Origin of the sequence: Rufibacter radiotolerans, from assembly GCF_001078055.1 — a bacterium.
Lineage (GTDB): Bacteria > Bacteroidota > Bacteroidia > Cytophagales > Hymenobacteraceae > Nibribacter > Nibribacter radiotolerans.
Genome location: NZ_CP010777.1, coordinates 3,027,489 through 3,050,783 on the forward strand (window position 1 = coordinate 3,027,489; position 23,295 = coordinate 3,050,783).

Consider the following 23,295-nt stretch of genomic DNA (forward strand, 5'->3'; position numbering starts at 1 on the left):
CTACGCTAGCAAAAAGCGGAATAGGCAATAAGTAAGGCCTCTGGCATCAATAGCCTATTCAAGGCAAACAATTAAACTCCTTATCTCAAATAAACCTCACATTCCAACATCGCCCCACCCATTTATGCAGCCTTTTTACCAAAACGCCCCTAAAACGGCTGGCTGATTTCCCTTGGTAGCCGTAGAACAGTTCAGCCAAAAAGCTATATTTACTCCTTCATTCGCTTGCTATTTTATGACTGATATCCCCTCTTCTGAGGCATTATTCCCGGAGTTCGGGCCGGTAACGGCAGAGCAATGGGCCTCAAAAATAAGACATGAACTAAAAGGCGCCGACCCGGCAGACCTGTATTGGCAGAGCTATGAGGGCATTGGCGTGGCGCCTTTCTATACCAAAGAGGACCTCCCCACCGACCCGGCCTATGCCTCGGCTCCCGGACAATTTCCGTTTCTACGCACCTCCAAGACCACCAAGAACAGCTGGCTGAACCTGCAGGCGATTCATGCCGCCGGCAAGGGCCATGAGGCCGTTGACAAGGCGGTTGATGTGCTGACCCGTGGGGTGGATGGCATCCATTTCATTATTGAGAACGGGTACGAATTTGACTGTGATTACCTGATTCAACACCTGGACCTTACCAAGGTTCCGGTGTCTTACACCGTATCCACGGAGGCCGCCAATTTCCTGCATCACCTCATTACCGGGCTCCGCAGGCAAGATATCAACCTTAGCCAGTTGCAGGGTTTTCTGAAGTGCGCGCCTATCCTGGCCTCAGAAGGCTATAAGCTGCTGGACATGGACCACGTGAAGCATCTGGTGGAGCAGTCTCTGGACGCCGACAAGTTTTACGCCCTCACCATCAACGGCTCCCATTTCAGTAACAAAGGCGCCACCCTGGTGCAGGAGATTGCCATTACCCTGGCCATTGCTGTCTGCTATACCAACGGGTTAACGCATGAGATTTTACCGGTAGAGCGCATTTTCCAGAACATGCAGTTTCACCTTACCGCCGGAACCAACTACTTTTTTGAGATAGCCAAGCTGCGGGCTGTACGTCTGCTCTGGGCCAAAGTAGTGGAAGCGTATGGTGCCTCGGAAGAGATAGCAGGCGCCCTGCGCATACACGTTTCTACCTCCCGGTGGCACCAGGCCACCCTTGACCCGCACACCAACCTACTGCGCCACACCACCCAGATGATGAGCGCCATAATTGGCGGGGCAGACTCCGTGGAAGTGGAACCGTTTGACAGCACCTTCCGGGAGAACAACGCCTTTAGTGAGCGCATCGCCCGCAATATCCCCCTCATCTTAAAAGAGGAAGCGTACCTGGACCAGGCCATTGACCCTGCAGCCGGCTCTTATTATCTGGAGTACCTCACGCAGGAGATGTGCGAGAAAGCCTGGGCGTTGTTCCAGGAGATTGAAGGCTACGGAGGGTTTCTGCCGGCCTCTACCGCAGGCTTCATCCAGAACCTCATCAAGGAAACCACCCACCAGAAGTTCAAAGACATTGCCAGCGGGAAAGAAGTGATTCTGGGCACCAACAAGTACCCAAACCCCAATGAGAAGCATGATTATGACCCTGAGAGCCTGATCCAGAGCAAGCAGTTTGACAACACCCGCGCCTCTTATTCCTATGAGGTGATGCGGCTGGCCACCGAACTGCATTTCCGGAAGAAGAACCGCCGTCCGCACGCGTTGGTGGTGCATTTGGGCAATGCCATTCAGGAACACATCCACGCCTCTTTCGCGCGCGAGTTCTTCACCTGCTCTGGCTTTACCACCCAGGTGGTGAAGTTTGACACCCCGTCGGCGGCGCTGGCGGCCGTGAAAGACCTGGATGCCCAGGTAATTGTGATGGCCGCCCCCGAAAAGGAGTTCCAGCAGTTTGCCGAACCCTTCGCCCGGGGCATGCGTTCCCAGCAACGGCAGGGCCCGGCCTTGGTCCTCGCTGATGATCCCATGCACCTGAAAGAAGAGCTCCGGACCCACGGCTTTGATGAGTTTCTCTTCCAGGGCTGTGACACCGCCGAGATCATTGCCCGTATTCAGGAACGGCTGGGCGAGTAGTTTCCGCTTTTGAGTATCCCCAGATATGGGAAAGGCTTCTATCTTATATAAAGTTATTTAATCCAGTACTGTGCTTCCACCGCTGCAAACCAATTACCTGAACCCCAATAAAGAGAACACCGCAACCAACGACAACCCGGTAGAGGCTGCCAAAACCGGACTGCAAGGTCAGGTGAATGCTTGGAACGCCGGTGACCTGGAGCAGGCCATGGACTTCTACTGGAACTCACCAGAAATGCTCTGGATTAGTAAAAGCGGTATAGAAAAAGGCTGGCAACCGGTATTGGAAATGTTTCAGCAGGATTTTAAAGACCGCAGCACCATGGGCGTATACACCTATGTGCCGCTGCATCTGGAAGATTTGGGAAAAGAAGCTACCCTCTTTGTCTTCCGGTGGAAGATTGAACTGGAGGGAAAGCAATTAATGGGCGGCATCTCTTCGCAGGTCTGGAAGAAGATGAACGGCAAATGGGTGATTACCTCTGAGCATGCCTCTTGAATTAGTTAAGAGGTGAAAACTAAGAGTTATGAGCTGAAAGCCGTCCCTCCCCTCTTTGTCATCCTGAAAGGACCTTGTGAGCGAACGAGAAAGGCAGAAGCTAAGAAAATGCATAATTACATTGCTTAAATGACAGGCATATTTCATACAAGAGTCACGCTAAAGCTTTATAACATTTTATAATGAAGTTATTTTTAATCGTAGTCTTGTCAATTTTAACTGCCTGTTCATCAGACAACGACAAACTCGATTATCCTAAGAGAATAGAAGATGTTGTTAAAGCAGAATTATTTCGGCCTGATGAAAAGACGAATGGAGGGGTTGTAGAAATAAAGAAGCTTTCAGAGAGCGAAATAGTTGAATTATTAAATGCATTGAGAAAAGGCAAACCAGTAGGGCCTGTAAAATTCAAACCTGACTTCTTCATTATTCTTTCAACAAAAACCGATGGAACTAAGAAGCTGAAGGTAAATGGAAGAACGGTAAAAGGATTTCAAAATGACTTTGGCTATGAAATACCGGAGTTAGATTTTTTGAACAACTTCTAAATGACAGAGGAAATATCAATAAAGCCAAGAAACATTATAATGAGCTTTTGTGCATAGCAAGCTAAATTACAGTTCGCCCACAAGGTCCTTTCTGGATGACAAGAGGGAGAGCGAAACACATAATATAAGACAACAACCGCAGGCGTCTTGCTACGTGATACCTGCTACTTGATACCAACACAATGAAACCAGATTTCACCAAGATACCATTCACGTTTTCGGGCAGTTCTGGCCAAAACAAGCCCAAAGCGGAAGCCAAAACCTGGAGGACCGCGGAGCGCCTGCCCTTGCAGAACTTCTATACCAAGGAAGACACGCAGGCCTTTGAGCATCTGGACTTTGCCGCCGGGCTGCCGCCGTATCTGCGCGGGCCGTACAGCACCATGTACGTTAAAAACCCCTGGACCATCAGGCAGTACGCTGGCTTCAGCACTGCCGAAGAATCCAATGCCTTCTACCGCCGTAACCTGGCTGCCGGTCAGAAAGGCTTGTCGGTGGCGTTTGACCTGGCCACGCACAGAGGCTATGATTCTGACCACCCCCGCGTGGTGGGTGATGTGGGCAAGGCCGGCGTGGCCATTGACTCTATTCTGGACATGAAAATTCTGTTTGACCAGATTCCACTGGACCAGATGAGCGTGTCCATGACCATGAACGGCGCCGTGTTGCCTATTCTCGCATTTTACATTGTAGCCGCCGAAGAACAGGGCGTGAAACCGGAGCAGTTGAGCGGGACCATCCAGAACGACATTTTGAAGGAGTTCATGGTGCGCAACACCTACATCTATCCGCCGGAGCCCAGCATGAAGATTATCGCGGATATCTTCGCATACACCTCCCAGCACATGCCCAAGTTCAACTCCATTTCTATTAGCGGCTACCACATGCAGGAAGCCGGGGCCACGGCCGATTTGGAGCTGGCGTATACCCTGGCGGATGGTTTGGAATACGTGCGCACCGGTTTGGCCGCGGGCATGGACATTGACACCTTCGCGCCGCGTCTGTCGTTTTTCTGGGCCGTAGGCATGAACCACTTCATGGAGATTGCCAAGATGCGCGCCGCCCGTATGCTGTGGGCCAAGCTCATAAAGCAGTTCAACCCGAAGAGCGACAAATCCCTGGTCCTGCGCACGCATTGCCAGACCAGTGGCTGGAGCCTCACTGCGCAGGACCCGTTCAATAACGTGGCCCGCACCACCGTGGAGGCCTTGGCCGCCGCCCTGGGCGGAACGCAGAGTCTGCATACCAACGCACTGGATGAGGCCATTGCCCTGCCCACCGATTTTTCGGCGCGCATTGCCCGCAACACCCAGATTTACCTGCAGCAGGAAACACACATCACTAAGACCGTGGACCCGTGGGGCGGCTCGTATTACGTAGAGGCCCTCACCCACCAGCTCGCGCACCGCGCCTGGGACCTGATTCAGGAAGTGGAGCGCCTGGGCGGCATGGCCAAGGCCATTGAAACCGGTCTACCCAAAATGCGCATTGAGGAAGCCGCCGCTAGAAAGCAGGCCCGCATTGACTCCGGTAAAGACATTATTGTAGGCGTAAACAAGTACAAACCCGAGTCTGAGGAGAAGCTGGAGATTCTGGACATTGACAACACCGCCGTGCGGGAATCGCAATTGGCGCGCTTGGCGAACCTCCGCGAAAACCGTGATGACGCCGCTGTCTTCGCGGCCATGGACACCCTCACCAACGCTGCCGAGACCGGCGAAGGCAACCTACTGGAACTGGCCGTGCAAGCCGCCCGCGTGCGGTGCAGCCTGGGTGAGATTTCCTATGCCTTAGAAAAAGTATACGGCCGTCATAAGGCCACCATCAGAGCAATATCAGGCGTGTACAGTTCAGAGATTTCTGATGATGAGAACTTCGGCAAGGCCCAGGCTTTAGCTGATCAATTTGCTCAACAGGAAGGCCGCAGACCAAGGATCATGGTGGCCAAAATGGGTCAGGACGGCCACGACCGCGGCTCCAAAGTAATCGCCACCTCCTTCGCTGACTTAGGCTTTGACGTGGACCTGGGCCCGTTGTTCCAGACCCCAGAGGAAGTAGCCCTGCAAGCCGCCGAGAACGACGTGCACGTGGTGGGCGTGAGCAGCCTAGCCGCTGGCCACAAAACGCTCATCCCGTCCCTCATTGCTGAATTGAAGAAACTAGGCCGCGAGGACATCATGGTCATTGCGGGCGGGGTGATTCCTGCCCAAGATTACCAGTTCCTATTTGACGCGGGCGTGTCAGGCGTGTTCGGACCAGGAACCGTGATTAGCGTGGCCGCGCAGGAGATATTGGAGAAGTTGTTGAAGGCGTAAAACCGTCTGGGTTTTGCCTGGCGCGAGTCTTAAGACTCGTGACATGAGATGGGTGGAGTCTGAAGACTCCCGCCAGAAGTTAGATAAACCTCTGTTTTTGGCCTGTTTCCTAGAAAACAGGCCAAAAACAGAGGTTTGCTTTTTTTAGGCGCCAACGTATACTTTCGCCATGAGCACTAAGTACAAAACCCATAACCAAGACGGGATTTACTTTATCAGCATAGCAACGGTTGAATGGGTAGATGTCTTCACAAGGCGGGAGTATTGTGAAATAATTGTGGACAGCCTCAGATATTGCATAGAACACAAAGGTTTGGTCCTGCACGCTTGGGTCATTATGCCTAACCACCATCACTTGATCGCTTCAAGTACAGATGACAAACCACTAGCAGCCATTCTCAGGGACTTTAAGAAATTTACCGCTACTAAACTTTTAACGGCTATTCATGAAAACCCACAGGAAAGTAGAAAACGTTGGTTGCAATGGATTTTTGAAAGTAACGGACGACGTAACCCAAACAACACCCATCAGCAGTTTTGGCAACATAGCAATCATCCCATAGAACTAGATACCATTTTATTAATGGGGCAGAAGCTGGGGTATTTGCATCAGAATCCGGTGGAAGCCGGCTTTGTGGAAGAAGCATCGCATTGGATTTATAGCAGCGCGGCAGATTATGCGGGCGGTAAAGGTTGGTTGCCATTAGTTCTATTAGAATGACTCAACTAAATTAGAATTAGACGAAGGCAAAGGGAGTCTGGAGACTCCAACAATCCCATGTCACGAGTCTGAAGACTCGCGCTAGATTTTAAGAAGCGTTTTACGCCTGTTTCCCCAAAAACAACCCTAAAACGCTTCCTGCTATCCCACCCGTTTGAACAGGTAATTAAATTTTCACCTGCTTAAACGGGTGATTTTTATTGGGAAAGCCTTAAATTATATACCCCGACTGCTCACAATCGTTAATTACTCACTTTCAATTACTTACTACTAAGTAGTTTTAAGTTAAATTATGTTAAAACTTAGATAATTGCTAGTATTTATAATTAAAGTTAATATATTCGAATCCCCGCTCCAATCTAACGCTACCCTTTATGAAATTACGTGTCACCCTAGGCATCACCTTGATGCTCTTCCTGAACTCGGTAACCAACTTATCAGATAGCAAAGGCATTTCTATGGATGTTAGGAAAAGCCTGGCCGAAGGCTCTCTGCACCAGCATTCGCCTGAGTTGGCCAAATCTTTCTGCGCTGTCTATAACAAACCAGTAAAGGAGAAAATCTAAGTAACTATTATTTCACCTGGCTCTTGTTTACCCAGTTCTTAAGGACTATCTCCCCTTCTTCCTATAATTTAGAACCGCATCTTCATTCCTTTCTGCCCTGCTCAAAGCATGGCCAAAGGGCGTGAACGCCCCACAACTTTTTCTTTCCCAGGCTATGTCACTTTCACCGTGGCCGGCGTTTAATTAAAGCAGCGGTGCTGTCGGGTTTGCGCCTGAGAAGTTGGCGCAATCTTTGATTTCTGCCTGCTGGTTTACTAGTTGTGAAAGAGATGAAGACGTACGTGCAGTATTTATTGTTTTTGCCTTTATGGTTACTGGCGCTGGGAGCGATGGCCCAGAAAGAAGCCACTAACTGGTACTTCGGCCGGAGAGCGGGAATCTCCTTCGCACAGCCGGAGCCTGCCCCTCTCAAAAACGGAATGCTGTTCAGTGAAGAAGGCAGCGCCGTAATCTCAGATGCCCAAGGCAATCTCCTGTTTTACTCCAACGGCATGCAGGTCTGGAACAAAAACCACCAGGTCATGGCCAACGGCAGCGAGTTGAAAGGCCATGAATCCTCGGTACAGTCGGCGTTGATCTTGCCTAAACCGGGGTCCTCTACCCTCTTTTACCTCTTTACTACCGACTTCCAGGGACAGGACCACGGGCTTCAGTACCACGTGGTGGACATGAGCAGAAACGGGGGTCTGGGCGAAGTGGTCTCAAAGAACAACTTAATCTTTGCGCCCGTCACCGAGAAACTGACCGCCGTGAAGCACCGCAACGGCCGTGACTTTTGGGTGCTCACCCACCGCTGGAACAGCACCGCCTTTTACGCCTACCTTATTACGGCCAATGGCATCACCTTCACCCCTGTAGAGAGCCGTATTGGTGCCATGCACACCGGTGACAACGGGGCGGCCATCGGGTTCCTGAAAGCCTCGCCAGCCGGCGATAAACTGGCCGTAGCAACTTGGGCGCCCGTGAATAAAATTGAGCTGTTCGACTTTGACAACGCCACCGGCCTGGTGAGCAATGTGGTAGATTTAGGCAAGTTTGAGGAAGCCTACGGCGTGGAGTTCTCGCCAGACGGCAGCAGGCTGTACGGCGGCAAAAACGGCATTGCCGGTGGCGAAGCCCGTATCTTCCAGTTCAACCTGAAAGCCGGAACGCCAGACGCCATCATTCACTCTGGCCAGCAGGTGGCCAAAAGCCTGAGCCGCAAGATTGGTGCCCTCCAACTGGGCCCCGATGGCCGTATCTACGTGGCCCGCAATAGCAGCGGATACCTGGGCGTGATCAGGAACCCCAATGCGCTGGGCCCCAACTGTGACTACAAAGACAACGGCCTGAACCTGGGCAACCAGAAAAGCGAGCTTGGTCTGCCTAACTTCCCGGGCTTCTATTTCCATAACCTCACCCCACCCACCGGGTACGTGGTACAGCAGCGGTAAAAGATTGTTAATTACTGATTGTTCTGCCGTGAGAGCAACAATCAGTAATTAATTAGTACTTTTCGCGTAGTTCGCAGAAAACAGCCCTGAAACACGTGCCTAAAAGATTTTCCCCAGAGGAGTATGCCGCCGGAGTTCTGTCCGGGAACCGGGTTCTCCTGAGCCGCGCCATTACCCTGGTAGAAAGCACCCTGCCTTCTGACCAGCTTCTGGCTCACCAGGTCATGGAAAAAATCCTGCCACATACCGGCAAATCCGTTAGGGTTGGGATCACGGGCGTGCCAGGCGTGGGCAAGAGCACGTTTATAGAGGCCTTCGGGAATGTGTTGGTGGAGCAGCACGGCAAGAAACTGGCGGTGCTGGCCATTGACCCCACCAGCCAACGCACGGGCGGCAGCATCTTAGGCGATAAAACCCGCATGGAAACCCTATCGGTGCACCCCCAGGTGTACATCCGGCCTTCTCCGGCGGGCAAGACACTGGGCGGTGTGGCCCGCAGCACCCGTGAAAGCATTCTGCTCTGTGAGGCCGCCGGCTTTGACGTTATTTTCGTGGAAACCGTGGGGGTAGGTCAGTCCGAGACGGCCGTGCATGAGATGGTGGATTTTTTCCTGCTGTTGATGCTGGCCGGGGCCGGCGATGAACTGCAGGGCATCAAGAAAGGCATCATGGAAATGGCAGATGCAATTGCCATCACCAAGGCAGACGGTGCCAACCTGCATCCTGCCACCAGCGCCCAGGCCGAATACCAAAGCGCCCTGCACCTTTTCCCGCTAGGCGCCTCCAAATGGAGCCCCAGGGTGAGTGTCTGCTCAGCGTATGAAAAAACGGGATTGGAGCCTATCTGGGCCACCGTGAAGGAATATGTGACCCTCACGCAAGGCAACGGCTATTTCCAGCGCCGCCGACAAGACCAGAACCTGCATTGGCTCAAACACAGCATCAGGCAAAGCCTGGAAGAGCGGTTCTACCAGCACCCCGCCGTACAAGCGCAATGGGAACAGATAGCCCACCAAGTAACCGCCGGCCAGAAATCTCCCTTCGCGGCTGCGGAAGAACTTTTAAATGCTGCCCATTCTTAGCCTTTCTGTTTTGCGCCTGTTTTTAGAAAAACGGCCTCAAAATGCTTTTAGCTTCCTCCTCCTTTTGTGTAGGGGCAGGTCGCGACCTATCCGTAAGCATTGCCTTCTTTTTCGTCCCCCTTTGAAGGGGGTGGGGGATGACAAGGCATTATCAAGTTTAAGAGGCTTTTACTACAAGTGACTTGAAAGGCTGTTTGGGTTGTTGGCCCCTGGAAATACCAACCAAGAAGGGAATTCCATTTGAGGTTGGCCGCCTCACTGAAGTTGAAAACTTCAGCCCAAGGTAGGTCCAAGTTGAAAACTTGAACCAGAAGACAAGAGTTAGAGAATCTCAGCACAGGGAGTTATCCCCCTCCCCCCTTCAAAGGGGGACGGAACGTGTGTAAAGCCGTCCCGCCGTTGTTTGTTTTCCCAGGGACCAATAACCATAAGTGATGGCCCCTATGTGTTAGCCGTTCGGTATTTCAAGAAGAAACAATCACCTATCCAACTAACTCCTGGGGTGGAATTCCTGCATCACTTGCTTGAGGTAATCGCGGTCCAGGTGGGTGTAGATCTCGGTGGTGGTGATGGACTCATGGCCCAGCATCTCCTGCACGGCCCTTAGATCGGCGCCGCCTTCAATGAGGTGCGTGGCAAATGAGTGTCGGAACGTGTGGGGGCTGATGCTTTTCTCCAGGCCGGTTTTGGCGGCCAGGTCTTTGATGATGCTGAACACCATGACCCGGGTAAGGCTGGTGCCGCGGCGGTTCAGGAACACGAAATCCTCATGCCCTTTCTTAATGGTTTGGTGCCGGCGCACGCCATCCATGTAGATCTTAATGTACTTGAGGGCATCGCGGCCGATGGGCACCAGGCGTTCTTTGTTGCCCTTGCCCGTGATGCGCAGAAAGCCCAGGTCTTCGTACAAATTGCTTATCTTGAGCTCTATCAACTCCGTGACCCTAAGGCCTGAGCTGTAGAGGGTTTCCAGCATGGCTTTGTTACGGGTGCCTTCAGGGGTACTCACGTCAATGGCGTCAAAAAGACTGACAATCTCGTGGTAACTGAGCGTGTCTGGCAGTTTGCGTTTGAGCTTGGGGCTTTCAATGGTTTCGGTGGGGTCTGCGTTGAGCAGGTCTTCCATGATCAGGAACTTGTAGAAAGCCCTGATGCCCGAGATGGTGCGCGCCTGGGTGTGCGGGGTCATGCCCAACGTATTGATCCACTCCAGGAAGCCCTGCAGGTGCGTGGGTTCCACGGCCAGCGGCCCCACGGTTTGCTGGGTTATCTCAAAATAGTGCACCAGCTTGCCCACATCGCGTAGATAGGCCTCCACTGAGTGGCCAGACAAGGATTTCTCCAGCTGGAGATAGCCTTTAAATTGGGTTAGACTTACAGACCAGTTCATAGGGGGAGGGATTTTGAACTACAGAATGGGCCTTTTGCCGGCATGCTTAGAAAAGGCGTACCGGCTAGCCGCCCAAAGGTAGTTATTCATTACCTTTGGACATGACGCTAGCCTACTTTTTTTGGGCAATGGCCAAATTCTCACCGAACCATGAAAATATTAATACTGAACGGACCCAACCTTAATTTGCTGGGCCGCCGTGAAAAATCCATCTACGGGTCGCGCTCTTTTGAAGACTACCTGGAGAAAGACCTCATTCCCGCTTTCCCAGACATGGAGCTGGAGTATTTCCAGTCTAACGTGGAGGGTACGCTCATAGACAAACTGCACGAGGTGGGCTTCCATTACCAGGGCATCATCTTTAACGCCGGGGCTTACACGCATTCCTCCCTGGCGCTGGCAGACGCTATTGCCGCCATTGAAACCCCGGTCATTGAGGTGCACATTTCCAACGTGTTCGCGCGGGAGGCCAACCGGCACGTGACCTTTATTGGGGGCCGGGCCGTGGGCAGCATCAGTGGGTTTGGGTTGGAAAGCTATCGGCTTGCCTTGCAGTACTTTGAGCGCCAGAAGCCTACTAAAGTGGGTTTTAACTACACCAAAGCGTAACCTAGCGGCGTTTTTCACGTGTTGCACAGGTCGGCAGGTCGGCCATTTTCCTGTTTTGGGCCTGTTTTCTGCAAAACGCCTTTAAAACAGACCAACTGCCTACCGCTTACGCGCCGTGCCGCTGCCCTTATCAAAATCTTCACCACCAAATCCTACAGTCATGCTTAATTTTTATCCGGGTCCCTCCAAAGTCTATCCTGAGGTTCGTGATTATTTGACCATGGCCTATGACGAGGGAATTCTCAGTATTCCGCACCGCGGAGAGCGTTTTGTGCTGATGATGCGGGAACTGGTGGGGCTGCTGCGCCTTAAACTCAACATTCCGCAGGACTACTATATTTTCTTTACCTCCTCGGCCACCGAGTGCTGGGAGATCATTGCCCAGAACCTTACGCCCAACAAAAGCCTGCACCTGTACAACGGGTCTTTTGGCGAGAAGTGGTGCGAGTACGCCAAACGCCTGAAGCCCGACTGCTACGGCCAGGCCTTCGGGCTGGATGAGGTGGTGGATGCCCCCAACCTGCCCGTGGAGGAAGACACCGACGTGATCTGCGTAACCCAGACCGAAACCTCCAACGGCACGCAGGTGAGCATGAACACCCTGCTCAAGCTTCAGAACCAGTTCAAGGATCCTTTGCTGGCCGTAGACGCCACCTCCAGCATGGCAGGGCTCAACCTCAAGTTCATCAGGGCCGATATCTGGTTTGCCTCGGTGCAGAAATGTTTTGGGTTGCCGGCCGGGCTGGCGGTAATGGTCTGCTCCCCGCGCACTATTCAACGGGCCAAGGCCCTCAATGACCGCCGGCATTACAATAGCCTGGTATTCATGTATGAGAAAATGCTCAATTACCAGACGGCCTACACCCCTAACGTTTTGAATCTGTACCTGCTCAAGAAGATGCTGGAGGCGCGGGTACTCATTAAAAACGTGGACCAGCACCTGGTGCAGCGCGCCCTAGACCTGTATGCGTTTCTGGAAGAGGAGCCCCAGATGCAGCTGCTGGTAGAGAACCCCGAGGTGCGTTCCCACACGGTACTGGCCGTGAAAGGCCCCGACAAATGGGTGCAGGAAGTGAAGCGCCAGGCCAACGGGCAAGGCATCACCCTGGGCAACGGCTACGGCCAGTGGGCCAAGGGCACGTTCCGGATCGCTAACTTCCCGGCCATCGTAGATTCTGAATATGACACCCTCCGCGATTTTATTTCCACGCATTATCACTAATTTCGCGTTGTGAACGGCTTTCCTGCCGCCTAGACCAGCGCCCCTATGATTGAATTCAGCTTCAAAGAGATAGTATCTGTCAGCCTAATCCTGTTTGCCATCATTGATATTCTGGGCTCTATTCCTATTATCATTCAGCTGCGCCAGCGCGAAGGCGTCATTCAATCTGAGAAAGCCACCATTGTAGCGGGCGTTTTAATGATCGTGTTCCTGTTTGTGGGAGACGGTATTCTAAAGCTCTTCGGGATTGATTTCGCCTCCTTCGCCATTGCCGGGGCCATTATTATTTTCCTCATGGGCATGGAAATGGTGCTGGGCATTCACCTGTTCCACTCCAACCCCGAGGTGAAGACCGGCTCCATTGTCCCCCTCGCCTTCCCCCTCATTGTAGGCGCCGGCACCATGACCACGCTCCTTTCCCTGCGCTCAGCGTACGCGTTGCCTAACGTGCTAGTGGGCATCTTGCTCAACCTTCTGTTTGTCTACCTGGTGCTCAAAAGCTCTAACTGGCTGGAGCGCAAACTGGGCCAGAACGGCACCGAGGTGCTGCGCAAGGTGTTTGGCGTCATTCTGCTGGCCATTGCCATTAAGCTCTTCAAAACCAACGTGAGTTTCTAAACCCGTTTTAGGGCCGTTTTGGCCAAAACAGGCTTAAAACAGCTGTGATCTTTTGCGGCGACGACAACCATTGGCTGCTTTTGCGCACCTTTCTGAAAATCCCATTCCATGAAGAACCCTCTCCTTTACCTGCTGTTGCTCGTCTCCTTTTTCGCGCAGGCCCAACGCTTCCAGGGCAAAATTGTGGACCAGGAAAACGCGCCGCTGCAGTACGTGAACATTGGGGTGGTGGGCAAAGATGTGGGCACGGTTTCCTCAGCTAGAGGGGAATTTACCCTCACTATGCCTGATTCCCTGAACGCCCAGACGCTGCTTATCTCGGCTATTGGCTATACGCCCGTTAAATTCAACGTCAGTGAGTTCAAGCAGAGATTCTCTGGCCGGGTGGCCGAAATCCAGTTAAAAGAGCAGTCCGTGGCCCTACAGGAAGTGGTGGTACGCCCCAGAAAGTACAAGACCAAAGTAGTAGGCAACAACGCTACCTCCAAACGGATTAGGGGCGGCCTTATCAGCAATGACCTGGGCTCAGAGATTGGCACCGTGCTGGATATTGACAAACCTTCCTTTCTGGAGAAGGTCACGTTCCATGTGGTCCGGAATGAATATGACACCCTGTTCTTCAGGATCAATCTGTACAAGATGGAGGCATCCGGTCCGGGGGCCAACCTATTAAAAGAGCCTATTTATCTGAACATCAGCAAAAAAGACTTTATAGAAGACATCTCTTTAGACCTGCGGGACCGTAACATCTACCTTGACTCTGACACCTTTCTGTCGCTGGAGCTGGTCAGAAACTTGGGCAAGGGTGGTCTTTTTTTTAGCGCCGGCTTCCTGAATAACCACTCTTACTCCCGAAAAACCAGCCAGGGAAACTGGACCAGGATTCCCCTGAAAGCCGGTCTGGGTTTCAACGCCACCGTGAGCCAGGAGAAGTAAGCGGCTGTTCTAGGAATGGCTAGTTTTGGCTTGTTCCACGAAAAACAGGCCCAAAACGGGTTTGACCTTTATTCTTCTCTTCCTCTGATCGCAACCCAATTTTAAAATAATCTTCTGCCCAACCGCCACTCCTAACCCGGCAATAGGTAATTTTGTAGCAGACTAACCCTACCCGTTTTGATAAATATTTATACCGATGGCGCTTCCCGCGGCAACCCCGGCCCCGGCGGCTATGGTGCCATCTTGCGCTATGGCCGGCACGAGAAGGAGCTGAGCGCCGGCTTTAGGAAGACCACCAACAACCGCATGGAACTGCTGGCCGTGATTGTGGCCCTGGAGTCCATCACCAAGCCCGGCATACCCGTGACGGTGCACTCAGACTCTAAATACGTGGTAGATGCCGTAGACAAGAAATGGGTGTTTGGCTGGGAGAAGAAAGGCTTTACCGGCAAGGCCAATCCAGACCTTTGGCAACGCTTCCTCAAAATCTACCGCCAGCACCAGGTGCGTTTTGTCTGGGTGCGGGGCCACAACGGCCACCCTGAGAATGAGCGTTGCGACGAACTAGCAGTAGCCGCCGCCCTGCAACCCAACCTCCCGCCAGACAAAGGATTTGAAGCGAGTAATTCATAATGTGCTAATGGATTAATGTGCTGATGTGCTAGTTGATTTATTTTAAATATGGATAAATACAGAAACTGCCTTTAGCCTCATTTAACCATTCATGTTTTCAAACATTAATTAGCACATCAGCACCTTACCTCATTAGCACATTAACCAAGTGGCCAACGATTACTTCCAGTTTAAGCAGTTTCTGATCAGGCAAGACCGGTGCGCCATGAAAGTATGCACCGATTCCTGCGTACTGGGGGCGTATGCAGAGGTAAGCGGCGCGCGGCGCATTCTGGATATTGGGGCAGGTACCGGCTTGCTGAGCCTGATGGTGGCGCAGCGCACTCTTGAGGCCTGCATTGATGCTGTGGAAATAGATCAGGACGCCTCGGCCCAGGCCGAAGAGAACATTGCCCAAAGCCCCTGGGCGAATCAGGTGCGGTTGTTCCCCGTCAGTCTGCAGCAGTTTGCCCAGACCTCGCCAGTACCCTATGACGTCATCTTAAGCAACCCGCCGTTTTTTCAGGCCTCTTTGAAATCTCCGGACGAAGCCAAAAACAAAGCCAAGCACACCCAGACTTTGGCTTTTTCAGAAGTAACCGACTTCGCGACGCGGTTTCTGGCACCTACCGGCAAACTGCATATCTTGCTGCCCCCGCATGAGGCCCGGGTCTTTGAGCGCGAAGCCCAGGCGGCAGGCTTTCAAACGGAAAATATCCTGTGGCTAGAGGCCACGCCCGGCGGAAAACTGCTTCGCGGCATCTTCACGTATTCCTGGCAAGCCTCGCACGTAACCGAGCAGACACTGCCCGTCCGGGAGAAAGACCACCAGTATACCAACGCCTTCCGAGAACTGCTGCGGGACTACTACCTCATTTTCTGATTTCTGTTTTGGGCCTGTTTTCAGGAAATTAAGCCCAAAACAGGAAGCCTACCCCACAGCACCATTTTTGGCAGAGAGAATTTAGCCTGAAAAGAAAAGACTTGCCCCTGCCAGATTGCCTGTAAGTTAGAACTCCGTCTTTTCTGTGAAGTTTATGCCGTATTGCTCCAGTTCGTCCAGAATGGGTTCATAGATTTCTGGCTGCAGCGGTACTACTACCCCGGTCACGTTCAGTTTTCCCTGCATCAATAACCGGGCGGCAATGCCTACGGGCAGCCCCACGGTTTTGGCCATGGCGGTATGCACTTCGTCTTCGCCTAGCACCACTAAGGAAGAGGAAAGCTGGTGCCGCTGGCCGGCCAGTTCATACTCAAAGAGGTGCAGCATCACAATCATGTCTTTGTCGCCGGGGCTAAGTTTCCATTTCTGGGTCAAAAGCTTTTCCAGGGCCTGGGCGGGTGTGGCCTGGGCCAGGGCAATGGGCAGATCAGAAAACAAACCGGTCCATTCCACCAGATCCAGTTCTGGCGCCTCCGGCGGAATTCCCACATAATGGGCCACGCGGCCCCTAAGGTCACCCTCCTCCTGCCTTGCGGCAGGCAGGAAGCTCTCCACCAGTTGCCGGTAAGTCATCCCCTCGGTCATCTCCAAGTGGTAGGTATCATCGGTGAGGCCCAGTTGCACCAACACGTTCCAGGCCTGGCAGTAACCGGGCCGGCGAAGGGTGCCCCGCAGCATAGTGGGGATATCCTCCAAACCATAAGGAGCGCGGTAAGCCAGGGAGTTCCGGTTGGCATAACCGTCAAAGGCCCCAAACCCGTCAATCATGAACGTCTCCGTGCGCCGGAACAGCTGCGGGTACGGAATGTACTTGTAGGTACCCTCTTCCATGTACATGGCCGTGCCTTGCCCGGCCAGCACCACGTTGCGGGGGTTCCAAGTGAATTTATAGTGCCAGGGGTTCGTATCTGACTCAGGCGCCATAAGGCCGCCCGTAAAGCTCTTGAAGGAGGTAATCTTGCCGCCCTGGTTCTGGATGTGATGGATGATCTTCATGGCCGACATATGGTCAATGCCCGGGTCCAGACCACACTCCATCAATAAAGTAAGCCCTTTGGCCTGTGCCTCGGCATGCATGGCTTTGATTTCTTCGGGCACGTAAGAGGCGGTGACCAGGTGCTTGCCCATGGCCAGGCAACTTTGGGCCACCAGTGGGTGAAACAGGGCCGGCAGCAGGGAGATAACCACGTCGGCGCGGGCAATCTCCGCTTCGCGCTGGGCCTCATCCAGTACATCTACCGCAAACGCCCGCACCACCGGGTTCTGCCGTACCGCCAGGGGCAGATGCTCCACCGATACATCGCCAATGGCCACCTGCCATCCTTCCAGGGCCGCATGGCGGAGCAGGTAATCTACAAGAACCGAAGCAGAGCGGCCGGCGCCCAGGAGGAGTAGCTTTTTCATAGCAGGAGAAGGTATGGACGGGTAAAATGCGGAATTTCTGCCGGACAGGCAACCACTTCTTGCTTTTTCGGGCCAACTTATTAACTTTGACTCCCGTACGTGCTCGTGCGGCTACCGCAAATATGACTGAACAAGTACAACTCAACATTACCTATGAGGTAGTGTCCTCTTCTGACGGATTGACCGACCAAGAACGGCAGGTATTGCACCTGGCCCAGAATGCCACCAACAATGCGTATGCTCCCTATTCCAACTTCATGGTGGGGGCCGCTTTGCTTCTTTCCAATGGCAGCACCCACCAAGGCACCAACCAGGAAAACGCCGCGTATCCTTCGGGGCTTTGCGCCGAGCGCACCCTGCTTTTTGGCGTGGGCTCCAACTACCCCGCTGAGAAAATAGAGATTCTAGCCGTGACGGCCCGTCGCCGCCATGAGGATTTTTTCCTGCCCGCCTGCCCCTGTGGCGCCTGCCGCCAGGTGATGGCCGAGTACCAGAACCGTCAGAAATCCCCTATCAAGCTGTTAATGCAGGCCGCCGACGGCAAGATTGTCCGGTTCCAGAGCGTGAGTGATCTGCTGCCCTTCACGTTCTCCAAAGAGAATCTGTAGACTGTTGACCTCCGCCACGCACCATACCCTTCAAGTACCGCGCACCGCCCACCTCCACCAATTGGGTTCCTTATCTGCAGAGACCAAACATCTTTGGGTGGTTTGCCATGGGTACGGGCAATTAGCCAGGTACTTTATCCGGCATTTTGAGGGCGTGGCAGACGCGCAGACCGTGGTGATTGCGCCTGAGGCACTGTCCCGATTTTACCTTAACGGCTTTTCGGGCCGCGTGGGTGCCACCTGGATGACCAAGGAGGAACGCCTTTCTGAGATTGAAGACTATATTGCTTACCTGAACATGGTGCGCCAGACGGCGATGGCAAAAGCCCCGGAGGCCACCTTGCACGTGCTGGGCTTCTCACAGGGAGCGGCCACCGTTTGCCGGTGGCTGGCCCAGGCGAACTGGCCGGTAGCCGAACTGATTCTGTGGGCCGGCGTCTTCCCCGAAGACATGGAACTGGCCACCGTAGAACATACTCTGGCCCATACCAAGCTTACCTATGTCTATGGCCTACAAGATAAGATGGTGACCCCTGAACGGTTACAGGAGCAACTGGCTAAAATAGCCAAGGCAGGGCTTCAGCCCAACCTCATTACCTTTCAGGGCATACATGAATTGAACGCCCAGGTGCTGCGGCAACTGAAAGACGGGTAAATGGCAGACAGTTTGCTTGAGCAGAGAGTATTGCACTTTCTGTTTTGAGGCTGTTTTCCTGAAAACAGGGGTAGAACAGAGTTACTCCTTCTCCCAGATGCCGGGCACCACAATCTCCAGCAGGTGCTGGTCCGGGTCCCGGAAGTAGCAGGACTTCCGGCCGTGCGGCCAGGTCTGTTCATGTTCTATAGCTGTGCCCGCCTCCGTGAGTTTCACTTTCCAGGGTTCATATTCAGCGGTCTGGCACTCAAAGGCCACGTGCAGTTGGCCCTGCCCGTAATGCGGGGGCAGGTCTTTGCTCTCACGCGTTTTCTCGGCGTTGAAACAAAGCAATACAGAAGTCCCCACCCTGAAAAACACATGCCGGTCCTCTACCTGCCCAATCACCGGAAATTCCAGCACCTTGGCGTAGAAGGCGGTGGAGCGTTCCAGGTCCTGCACATACAGACAGGTTTCTTTTATTTGGGTGAAAGTCATAGGCCATGGTGCTTTTGTCTTCCAACGCATATGCCCAAAGGAAAGATATTCTGTTTTAGGCCTGTTTTCTAAAAAACGGGCCTAAAACAGAAACGCCTCACCGGTTATAGAACCAGTGAGGCGTTTCTGTGCTTTACCTTTCTTACTGCTTGTACACCACCGTGGCCGAGGCCTGCGCGGCAGGCAAGATCAGCACTTCTGCAATGTTCACGTGCTTGGGTCTGGTTACCATGAAAACAATCACATCGGCAATGTCTTCGGCTTGTAAGGGCTCAAAGCCTTTGTACACGTTGGCGGCGCGTTCCTTGTCGCCTTTGAAGCGCACCTCAGAGAAGCCGGTTTCCACCAGCCCGGGGTTTACCTCAGAGACCTTCACGCCTTCATGCACCAAGTCAATGCGCATGGCTTTGGAAAGGGCATCTACCGCGAATTTACTGGCGCAGTACACGTTGCCGTTGGCATAGGCCTCTTTGCCGGCAATGGAGCCGATGTTGATGATGTGCCCAGATTTGCGTTCCACCATCACAGGCAAAACTTCTTTGGTCACGTACAGCAGGCCCTTCACGTTGATGTCAATCATGGCGTCCCAGTCCTCAATATCACCGGTTTGGATAGGAGACAGGCCGTGAGCGTTGCCCGCGTTGTTCACCAGCACGTCAATGGCCCGCCATTCCGCCGGGAGGCTGGCAATGGCTTCACGTACCACCTCGCGGTCACGCACATCAAACAAAAGCGGATAGACAGACTCAGGGCCTATCTCCTGCGCCAGTTCCTGCAACTGCTCATTGCGGCGGCCGGTGATAATGACTTTATAACCGTGCAGGGCTAACTGTATTGCTGTTGCTCTTCCTATACCAGAGGAGGCACCGGTAACCAGGGCAATTTTCTGCGCCATGATGGTAGATTATTCAAAGTTCAGGTAAAGGGTGATGGTGTTGGTGCCCAGCTTCTGGATGCTGTTGTTATACAAGCTTTCATAGGGCTCATGGATATTGCTGATGCCCCTGGAATACCTAAGCTCAGGCGAGAATTTGAAGAACGGGTAGAACATGTCCAACCCCACGCCATATTCAATGGAGAAATCAAAAGGCTTGATCTGGAGCACCTCGGGGTTACCTTTTTTAGGCCCGCCCACCACATAGGTTGGTTTAATCCCCCCAATGAAATACATCTGGGTGTTCTTGCGGCGCTTAGACTCATATTTCACCAGCAAAGGCAACTCCCCGGAGAACGTGTTCACCTCCTGCAGCTTCATGCCGTTCTCAGAACCTTCAAAGCTTCCCATGTATTCCACGGCCCGGCTATGGTAGCCCACACCCGGCTGCGCGCGCAGCACTACATCCGGCGATAGCCGATAGGTAGTGATAAAATTCACATTGAAGCCAATCCCGAACTTTTCATTGACCGTAAAGTTTGGCTCCTGCTTTATTTTATCAATGTAATACTGCGAATGCTCCAGCGTGTACCAGGAACTGTTTACCCCCAGGGAGAAGCCCCACCTGAGTTTCTTGTATTCATACCCCGGTAGGTTTTCGCCACTAAGTTTCCCCTGCCCCATAGCCTGCTGGCCCAGCGTAGATAAAACCAGAAAGAGAAAAGGGATTACTTTGTTCCTATGTAAATAGAGCTGATGCCGAAGGTAAGTGAGTGCCATTCTGTGTTTTTAAATCCTATTTTCCGGAAGATAGCAAGGAAGTCTTTGCCGTCTGGAAACGCCTGCACTGATTCAGGCAGGTACGTATACGCAGCATTGTCTTTTGAGATTAGCTTCCCGAAAACTGGTAAGATATTCTTGAAATAAAAGTTGTAGCCTTGTTTCATGGGGAACCGCTGCGGCTTGGAGAACTCCAGGATCACGGCCATGCCGCCCGGCTTCAAAACCCGGTACATCTCTGAAAGGCCTTTCTCCAGATTCTCAAAGTTACGCACCCCAAACGCCACGGTAATGGCATCAAAATGGTTGTCTGGGTACTGGATGTTCTCAGAGTCGCCCAGGTAGAGTTGCACCAGGTGGTTTAATCCGCGCTTGGCAATCTTCTCCCGGCCCACCTGCAACATGCCCTCAGAGATATCAATCCCGATTACCTGCTTTGGTTTAAGGCTAAGGGTCTCCAGGGCAAAGTCTCCGGTACCGGTGGCAATATCCAGAATGACCTGGGGTTTGGTACGGGCCAGCAGTTTCACCGCTTTCTTGCGCCAAAGGATATCAATTCCCGCACTCAGAAAATGGTTTAGAAAGTCATACCGCTTGGCAATGCTGTTGAACATCTGCGCCACCTGCGTTTTCTTACCGCTCTCCTGGTCTTTGTATGGAACTACTGACATGTACTAGTCTTTATTAAAGAAAACAAAGCTACTATGGATTAACTAGATTTCCTCCATTATGTTGTATCCAAACTCCATAGAAAAAAACAGCGCCCTGGCCAGTTTGGCCAGGGCGCTGTAAAGTATCTGATCTTAAACAGAGTTCTTATTGCTCGTCTCCTGCTTTGATCACGTTGAACTCAGTGCGGCGGTTAAGCTGCATGTTCTCAGGAGAATCGTTTGGCGCAGCAGGACGACGCTCACCGTAGCTTACAGTGATCATGCGGTTGCTGGAGATACCTTGTTTCAACAGGTAGTTGTAAGCAGCCATGGCACGGTTCTCACCAAGTGTGATGTTATAGGCATCTGAGGCACGAGAGTCGCAGTGACCGTCAATGGAGATACGCAGCGAAGGATTGGCCTTCATTACTTTAGCTACGTTGTCCAACTCAGAGATAGACTCAGGACGCAGATTGTACTTGTCAGTGTCATAGTAGATGCGTTTGAAGGCATAAGCACCGGTTCCCACTGCTGAAGTATCTTCAAAGGCAATGTAGAAGTCTTTCTCTACCACGGTGGTGTCATTCAAAGACAAAGGAACCTCAAAAGACTCGGTAGTAATGTTCTTACCGTCTTTAGAAAGAGCTACCTGGTACGGACGGGCAGAAAGCACAGTCACCTGGTAGTTTCCTGAATCTGGCTTGGTCACGTCACGGTACTCAAGCGGCGTGTTGTTAGCGGTCTTACCAGTGAACACCAATTCCACACCTGGGATAATGGTTGAGTCACGCAGGCTGTACACATGGCCACGGATAATGGCGTTGCGGATGTAGTTAATGGTGTAGATGTCTTTTTCACCGTAACCACCCATGCGGTAAGAAGAAAGATACGCGTAAGAGCCATCTGGGCTTAAACGGTAGTAGGTATCATCATCTGGCGTGTTTACCGGGTAACCCATGTTCTCAGGTCTGCTCCAGCGACGGGCTACGGTGTCAAATTCAATTTTGAATACATCGTATCCACCCATGGTGTTATGGCCACGTGAGCTGAAATACATGGTTCTGCCATCTGCCGTAAAGTAAGGGCTGTCCTCATCATAGGCTGTGTTCACACCATTTCCGAAGTTCTTGGCAGTTCCCCAGTCACCATTTGGCTGGCGCTCAGAGAAATAGATATCCAGGTCACCGTTCTCAGAGTACTGGTTGGTAGAGAAGAAAAGGGTGCTTCCGTCTTTGGTAACAAAGGCATCGCTTTCAAAGCCTTTGGTGTTGATATTCTTGCCTAACTTCTGAGGAGTTCCCCAGTCGCCACCTTCCGCACGGGTAGATACAAAGATATCTCCGTTCTCATCCTGGCGGTACATCAGCAATTTGTTGTCATTGTCAAACAACTGAATAGAGGCATCATGGCCGGTACCGTTCAAGCGGCTACCCAAAGATTTAGGGGCTTCCCACGAATCTGGTCCTAAACGGCGGGTCTCAAAGATATCTTCATAGTACTCTCCGTCATCTGCTTCTTTACCACCGGTTACGGCAGCGCTACGAGAAGTGAATAACAGGTAGTTGTCATCAGAAGAAATAACAGGGCTGTGCTCTGAGTAAGGAGTGTTCACCGTTGGTCCCAGGTTTTTCACGAAGAAATCCTTAGGGTTGGCTACCTCTCTTTTGGCGTTACGGGCGTGCTGTAAAAGCAGAGCGGCCTGCTCTTTTCCTTCGTCATCGCGTTTGCCCAGGGTGGCCTGGTAGGCAGTGGCATTTTTGATGGCGTTGTCAAACTCATAGTTCACCAGGTCTACTCTACCTAACCAGTAAAGAACGTCATCCCCTACTTTTGGTTTGAGTTTGTAAGCTTTATAGATGTATTCGCTTGCTTTTTCTTTATCAAAGGCGATTAAGCTGATACCGGCCCGGTAAAGCGCCTTGGCATTGTCTGGCTCACGCTCCAGTGCTTTTTCGTAGAAGGGAAGCGCGGCCCTAAAGTTAGCCTGGTTGAACATTTTATCCCCGCTCCTGATAAGCTTACGCGTACTCTGGGCCATGGCCCCATAAGCCATGAGAAACAGCGTAAGAAAGAGAAAGGACGTTCTTAACAACCGCTTGTCTAAGTGATTCATAGTGTAAAAGGTTTAGGTATAGTGCTACTAATTGGCGCAAAATCTTAAGATGCTACCCTTTGAGAGTATCCCATAGAGCAACTCTTTTATGGCCAAGGGCATAAAAGAGAAGTACAATTATATTTAAAAATTGTTAGATATTTATTTCAAAGAAAGAAATAATTAAACT

23 protein-coding genes are annotated in these 23,295 nt (G+C 52.2%); 16 read left to right on the plus strand and 7 right to left on the minus strand.

What is annotated here, in order from left to right:
* Positions 1–235: 235 nt before the first annotated feature.
* The 8 genes from TH63_RS12470 to meaB all read left to right on the plus strand — a co-directional run bounded on the left by TH63_RS12470 (position 236) and on the right by meaB (position 9,235).
* Positions 236–2,071 carry a methylmalonyl-CoA mutase family protein gene (locus TH63_RS12470; RefSeq protein WP_048921218.1) on the plus strand — a complete coding sequence of 612 codons (1,836 nt, stop codon included), beginning with the start codon at positions 236–238 and terminating at the stop codon, positions 2,069–2,071.
* Between the two features lie 70 nt (positions 2,072–2,141).
* The gene (locus TH63_RS12475; RefSeq protein WP_048921219.1) at positions 2,142–2,570 is read left to right on the plus strand and encodes a YybH family protein; all 429 of its coding nucleotides are present in this window, start codon (positions 2,142–2,144) and stop codon (positions 2,568–2,570) included.
* Positions 2,571–2,752: 182 nt separating this feature from the next.
* Entirely contained in the window at positions 2,753–3,118 is a 366-nt protein-coding gene (locus TH63_RS12480; RefSeq protein ID WP_048921220.1) for a hypothetical protein, read from the plus strand.
* A 182-nt stretch (positions 3,119–3,300) separates the two neighbouring features.
* The gene (scpA, locus tag TH63_RS12485; RefSeq protein ID WP_076606481.1) at positions 3,301–5,433 is read left to right on the plus strand and encodes a methylmalonyl-CoA mutase; all 2,133 of its coding nucleotides are present in this window, start codon (positions 3,301–3,303) and stop codon (positions 5,431–5,433) included.
* A 169-nt stretch (positions 5,434–5,602) separates the two neighbouring features.
* A complete protein-coding gene (locus tag TH63_RS12490; protein ID WP_048921221.1) occupies positions 5,603–6,154 on the plus strand; it encodes an REP-associated tyrosine transposase in 552 nt (183 codons plus the stop codon).
* 374 nt (positions 6,155–6,528) lie between these two features.
* Entirely contained in the window at positions 6,529–6,720 is a 192-nt protein-coding gene (locus TH63_RS20345) for a hypothetical protein (protein ID WP_156180587.1), read from the plus strand.
* A gap of 269 nt (positions 6,721–6,989) precedes the next feature.
* Positions 6,990–8,153 (plus strand): YncE family protein, encoded by a 1,164-nt coding sequence (locus TH63_RS12495; RefSeq protein WP_048922819.1) that lies wholly within the window; start codon positions 6,990–6,992, stop codon positions 8,151–8,153.
* 95 nt (positions 8,154–8,248) lie between these two features.
* On the plus strand, positions 8,249–9,235 hold the full coding sequence (gene meaB / locus TH63_RS12500; RefSeq protein WP_048921222.1) for a methylmalonyl Co-A mutase-associated GTPase MeaB: 987 nt from the start codon (positions 8,249–8,251) through the stop codon (positions 9,233–9,235).
* A 490-nt stretch (positions 9,236–9,725) separates the two neighbouring features.
* Here meaB and xerD read toward each other — a convergent pair whose 3' ends face one another.
* On the minus strand, positions 9,726–10,625 hold the full coding sequence (gene xerD, locus TH63_RS12505) for a site-specific tyrosine recombinase XerD (RefSeq protein ID WP_048921223.1): 900 nt from the start codon (positions 10,623–10,625) through the stop codon (positions 9,726–9,728).
* Between the two features lie 150 nt (positions 10,626–10,775).
* Between xerD and TH63_RS12510 the strand changes: the two genes are divergently transcribed.
* From TH63_RS12510 to TH63_RS12535, 6 genes are all read left to right on the plus strand, one after another.
* Complete coding sequence (locus tag TH63_RS12510) at positions 10,776–11,234, plus strand: type II 3-dehydroquinate dehydratase (protein WP_048921224.1); 459 nt, start codon at positions 10,776–10,778, stop codon at positions 11,232–11,234.
* A gap of 160 nt (positions 11,235–11,394) precedes the next feature.
* Positions 11,395–12,456: an aminotransferase class V-fold PLP-dependent enzyme gene (locus TH63_RS12515; RefSeq protein WP_048921225.1), complete on the plus strand. Its 1,062-nt coding sequence runs from the start codon at positions 11,395–11,397 to the stop codon at positions 12,454–12,456.
* Positions 12,457–12,501: 45 nt separating this feature from the next.
* Positions 12,502–13,074 carry a MarC family protein gene (locus tag TH63_RS12520; protein WP_048921226.1) on the plus strand — a complete coding sequence of 191 codons (573 nt, stop codon included), beginning with the start codon at positions 12,502–12,504 and terminating at the stop codon, positions 13,072–13,074.
* A gap of 108 nt (positions 13,075–13,182) precedes the next feature.
* A complete protein-coding gene (locus tag TH63_RS12525; RefSeq protein WP_048921227.1) occupies positions 13,183–14,010 on the plus strand; it encodes a carboxypeptidase-like regulatory domain-containing protein in 828 nt (275 codons plus the stop codon).
* A 177-nt stretch (positions 14,011–14,187) separates the two neighbouring features.
* Positions 14,188–14,643, plus strand: coding sequence for a ribonuclease HI (rnhA, locus tag TH63_RS12530; protein WP_048921228.1), 456 nt, complete (start codon positions 14,188–14,190; stop codon positions 14,641–14,643).
* A gap of 148 nt (positions 14,644–14,791) precedes the next feature.
* Positions 14,792–15,505: a tRNA1(Val) (adenine(37)-N6)-methyltransferase gene (locus TH63_RS12535; protein WP_048921229.1), complete on the plus strand. Its 714-nt coding sequence runs from the start codon at positions 14,792–14,794 to the stop codon at positions 15,503–15,505.
* Between the two features lie 126 nt (positions 15,506–15,631).
* Here the strand turns inward: TH63_RS12535 and TH63_RS12540 are convergent, their stop codons facing one another.
* A complete protein-coding gene (locus TH63_RS12540) occupies positions 15,632–16,969 on the minus strand; it encodes a saccharopine dehydrogenase family protein (RefSeq protein ID WP_048921230.1) in 1,338 nt (445 codons plus the stop codon).
* Between the two features lie 122 nt (positions 16,970–17,091).
* Here TH63_RS12540 and cdd point away from each other — a divergent pair, with 122 nt between their 5' ends.
* Positions 17,092–17,577: a cytidine deaminase gene (gene cdd, locus TH63_RS12545; protein ID WP_048921231.1), complete on the plus strand. Its 486-nt coding sequence runs from the start codon at positions 17,092–17,094 to the stop codon at positions 17,575–17,577.
* Between the two features lie 4 nt (positions 17,578–17,581).
* On the plus strand, positions 17,582–18,232 hold the full coding sequence (locus TH63_RS12550; RefSeq protein ID WP_048921232.1) for an alpha/beta hydrolase: 651 nt from the start codon (positions 17,582–17,584) through the stop codon (positions 18,230–18,232).
* An 81-nt stretch (positions 18,233–18,313) separates the two neighbouring features.
* Here TH63_RS12550 and TH63_RS12555 read toward each other — a convergent pair whose 3' ends face one another.
* The 5 genes from TH63_RS12555 to TH63_RS12575 all read right to left on the minus strand — a co-directional run bounded on the left by TH63_RS12555 (position 18,314) and on the right by TH63_RS12575 (position 23,126).
* Positions 18,314–18,709, minus strand: a complete 396-nt coding sequence (locus TH63_RS12555; RefSeq protein ID WP_048921233.1) for a VOC family protein — start codon at positions 18,707–18,709, stop codon at positions 18,314–18,316.
* Positions 18,710–18,851: 142 nt separating this feature from the next.
* On the minus strand, positions 18,852–19,604 hold the full coding sequence (locus tag TH63_RS12560; RefSeq protein ID WP_048921234.1) for an SDR family NAD(P)-dependent oxidoreductase: 753 nt from the start codon (positions 19,602–19,604) through the stop codon (positions 18,852–18,854).
* A gap of 9 nt (positions 19,605–19,613) precedes the next feature.
* On the minus strand, positions 19,614–20,363 hold the full coding sequence (gene porT, locus TH63_RS12565; RefSeq protein ID WP_082161678.1) for a type IX secretion/gliding motility protein PorT/SprT: 750 nt from the start codon (positions 20,361–20,363) through the stop codon (positions 19,614–19,616).
* Entirely contained in the window at positions 20,312–21,034 is a 723-nt protein-coding gene (ubiE, locus tag TH63_RS12570; protein WP_048921236.1) for a bifunctional demethylmenaquinone methyltransferase/2-methoxy-6-polyprenyl-1,4-benzoquinol methylase UbiE, read from the minus strand. Before ubiE ends, porT begins: the two co-directional genes overlap by 52 nt.
* A gap of 145 nt (positions 21,035–21,179) precedes the next feature.
* Positions 21,180–23,126 (minus strand): OmpA family protein, encoded by a 1,947-nt coding sequence (locus tag TH63_RS12575; protein ID WP_048921237.1) that lies wholly within the window; start codon positions 23,124–23,126, stop codon positions 21,180–21,182.
* Between the last annotated feature and the right edge of the window lie 169 nt (positions 23,127–23,295).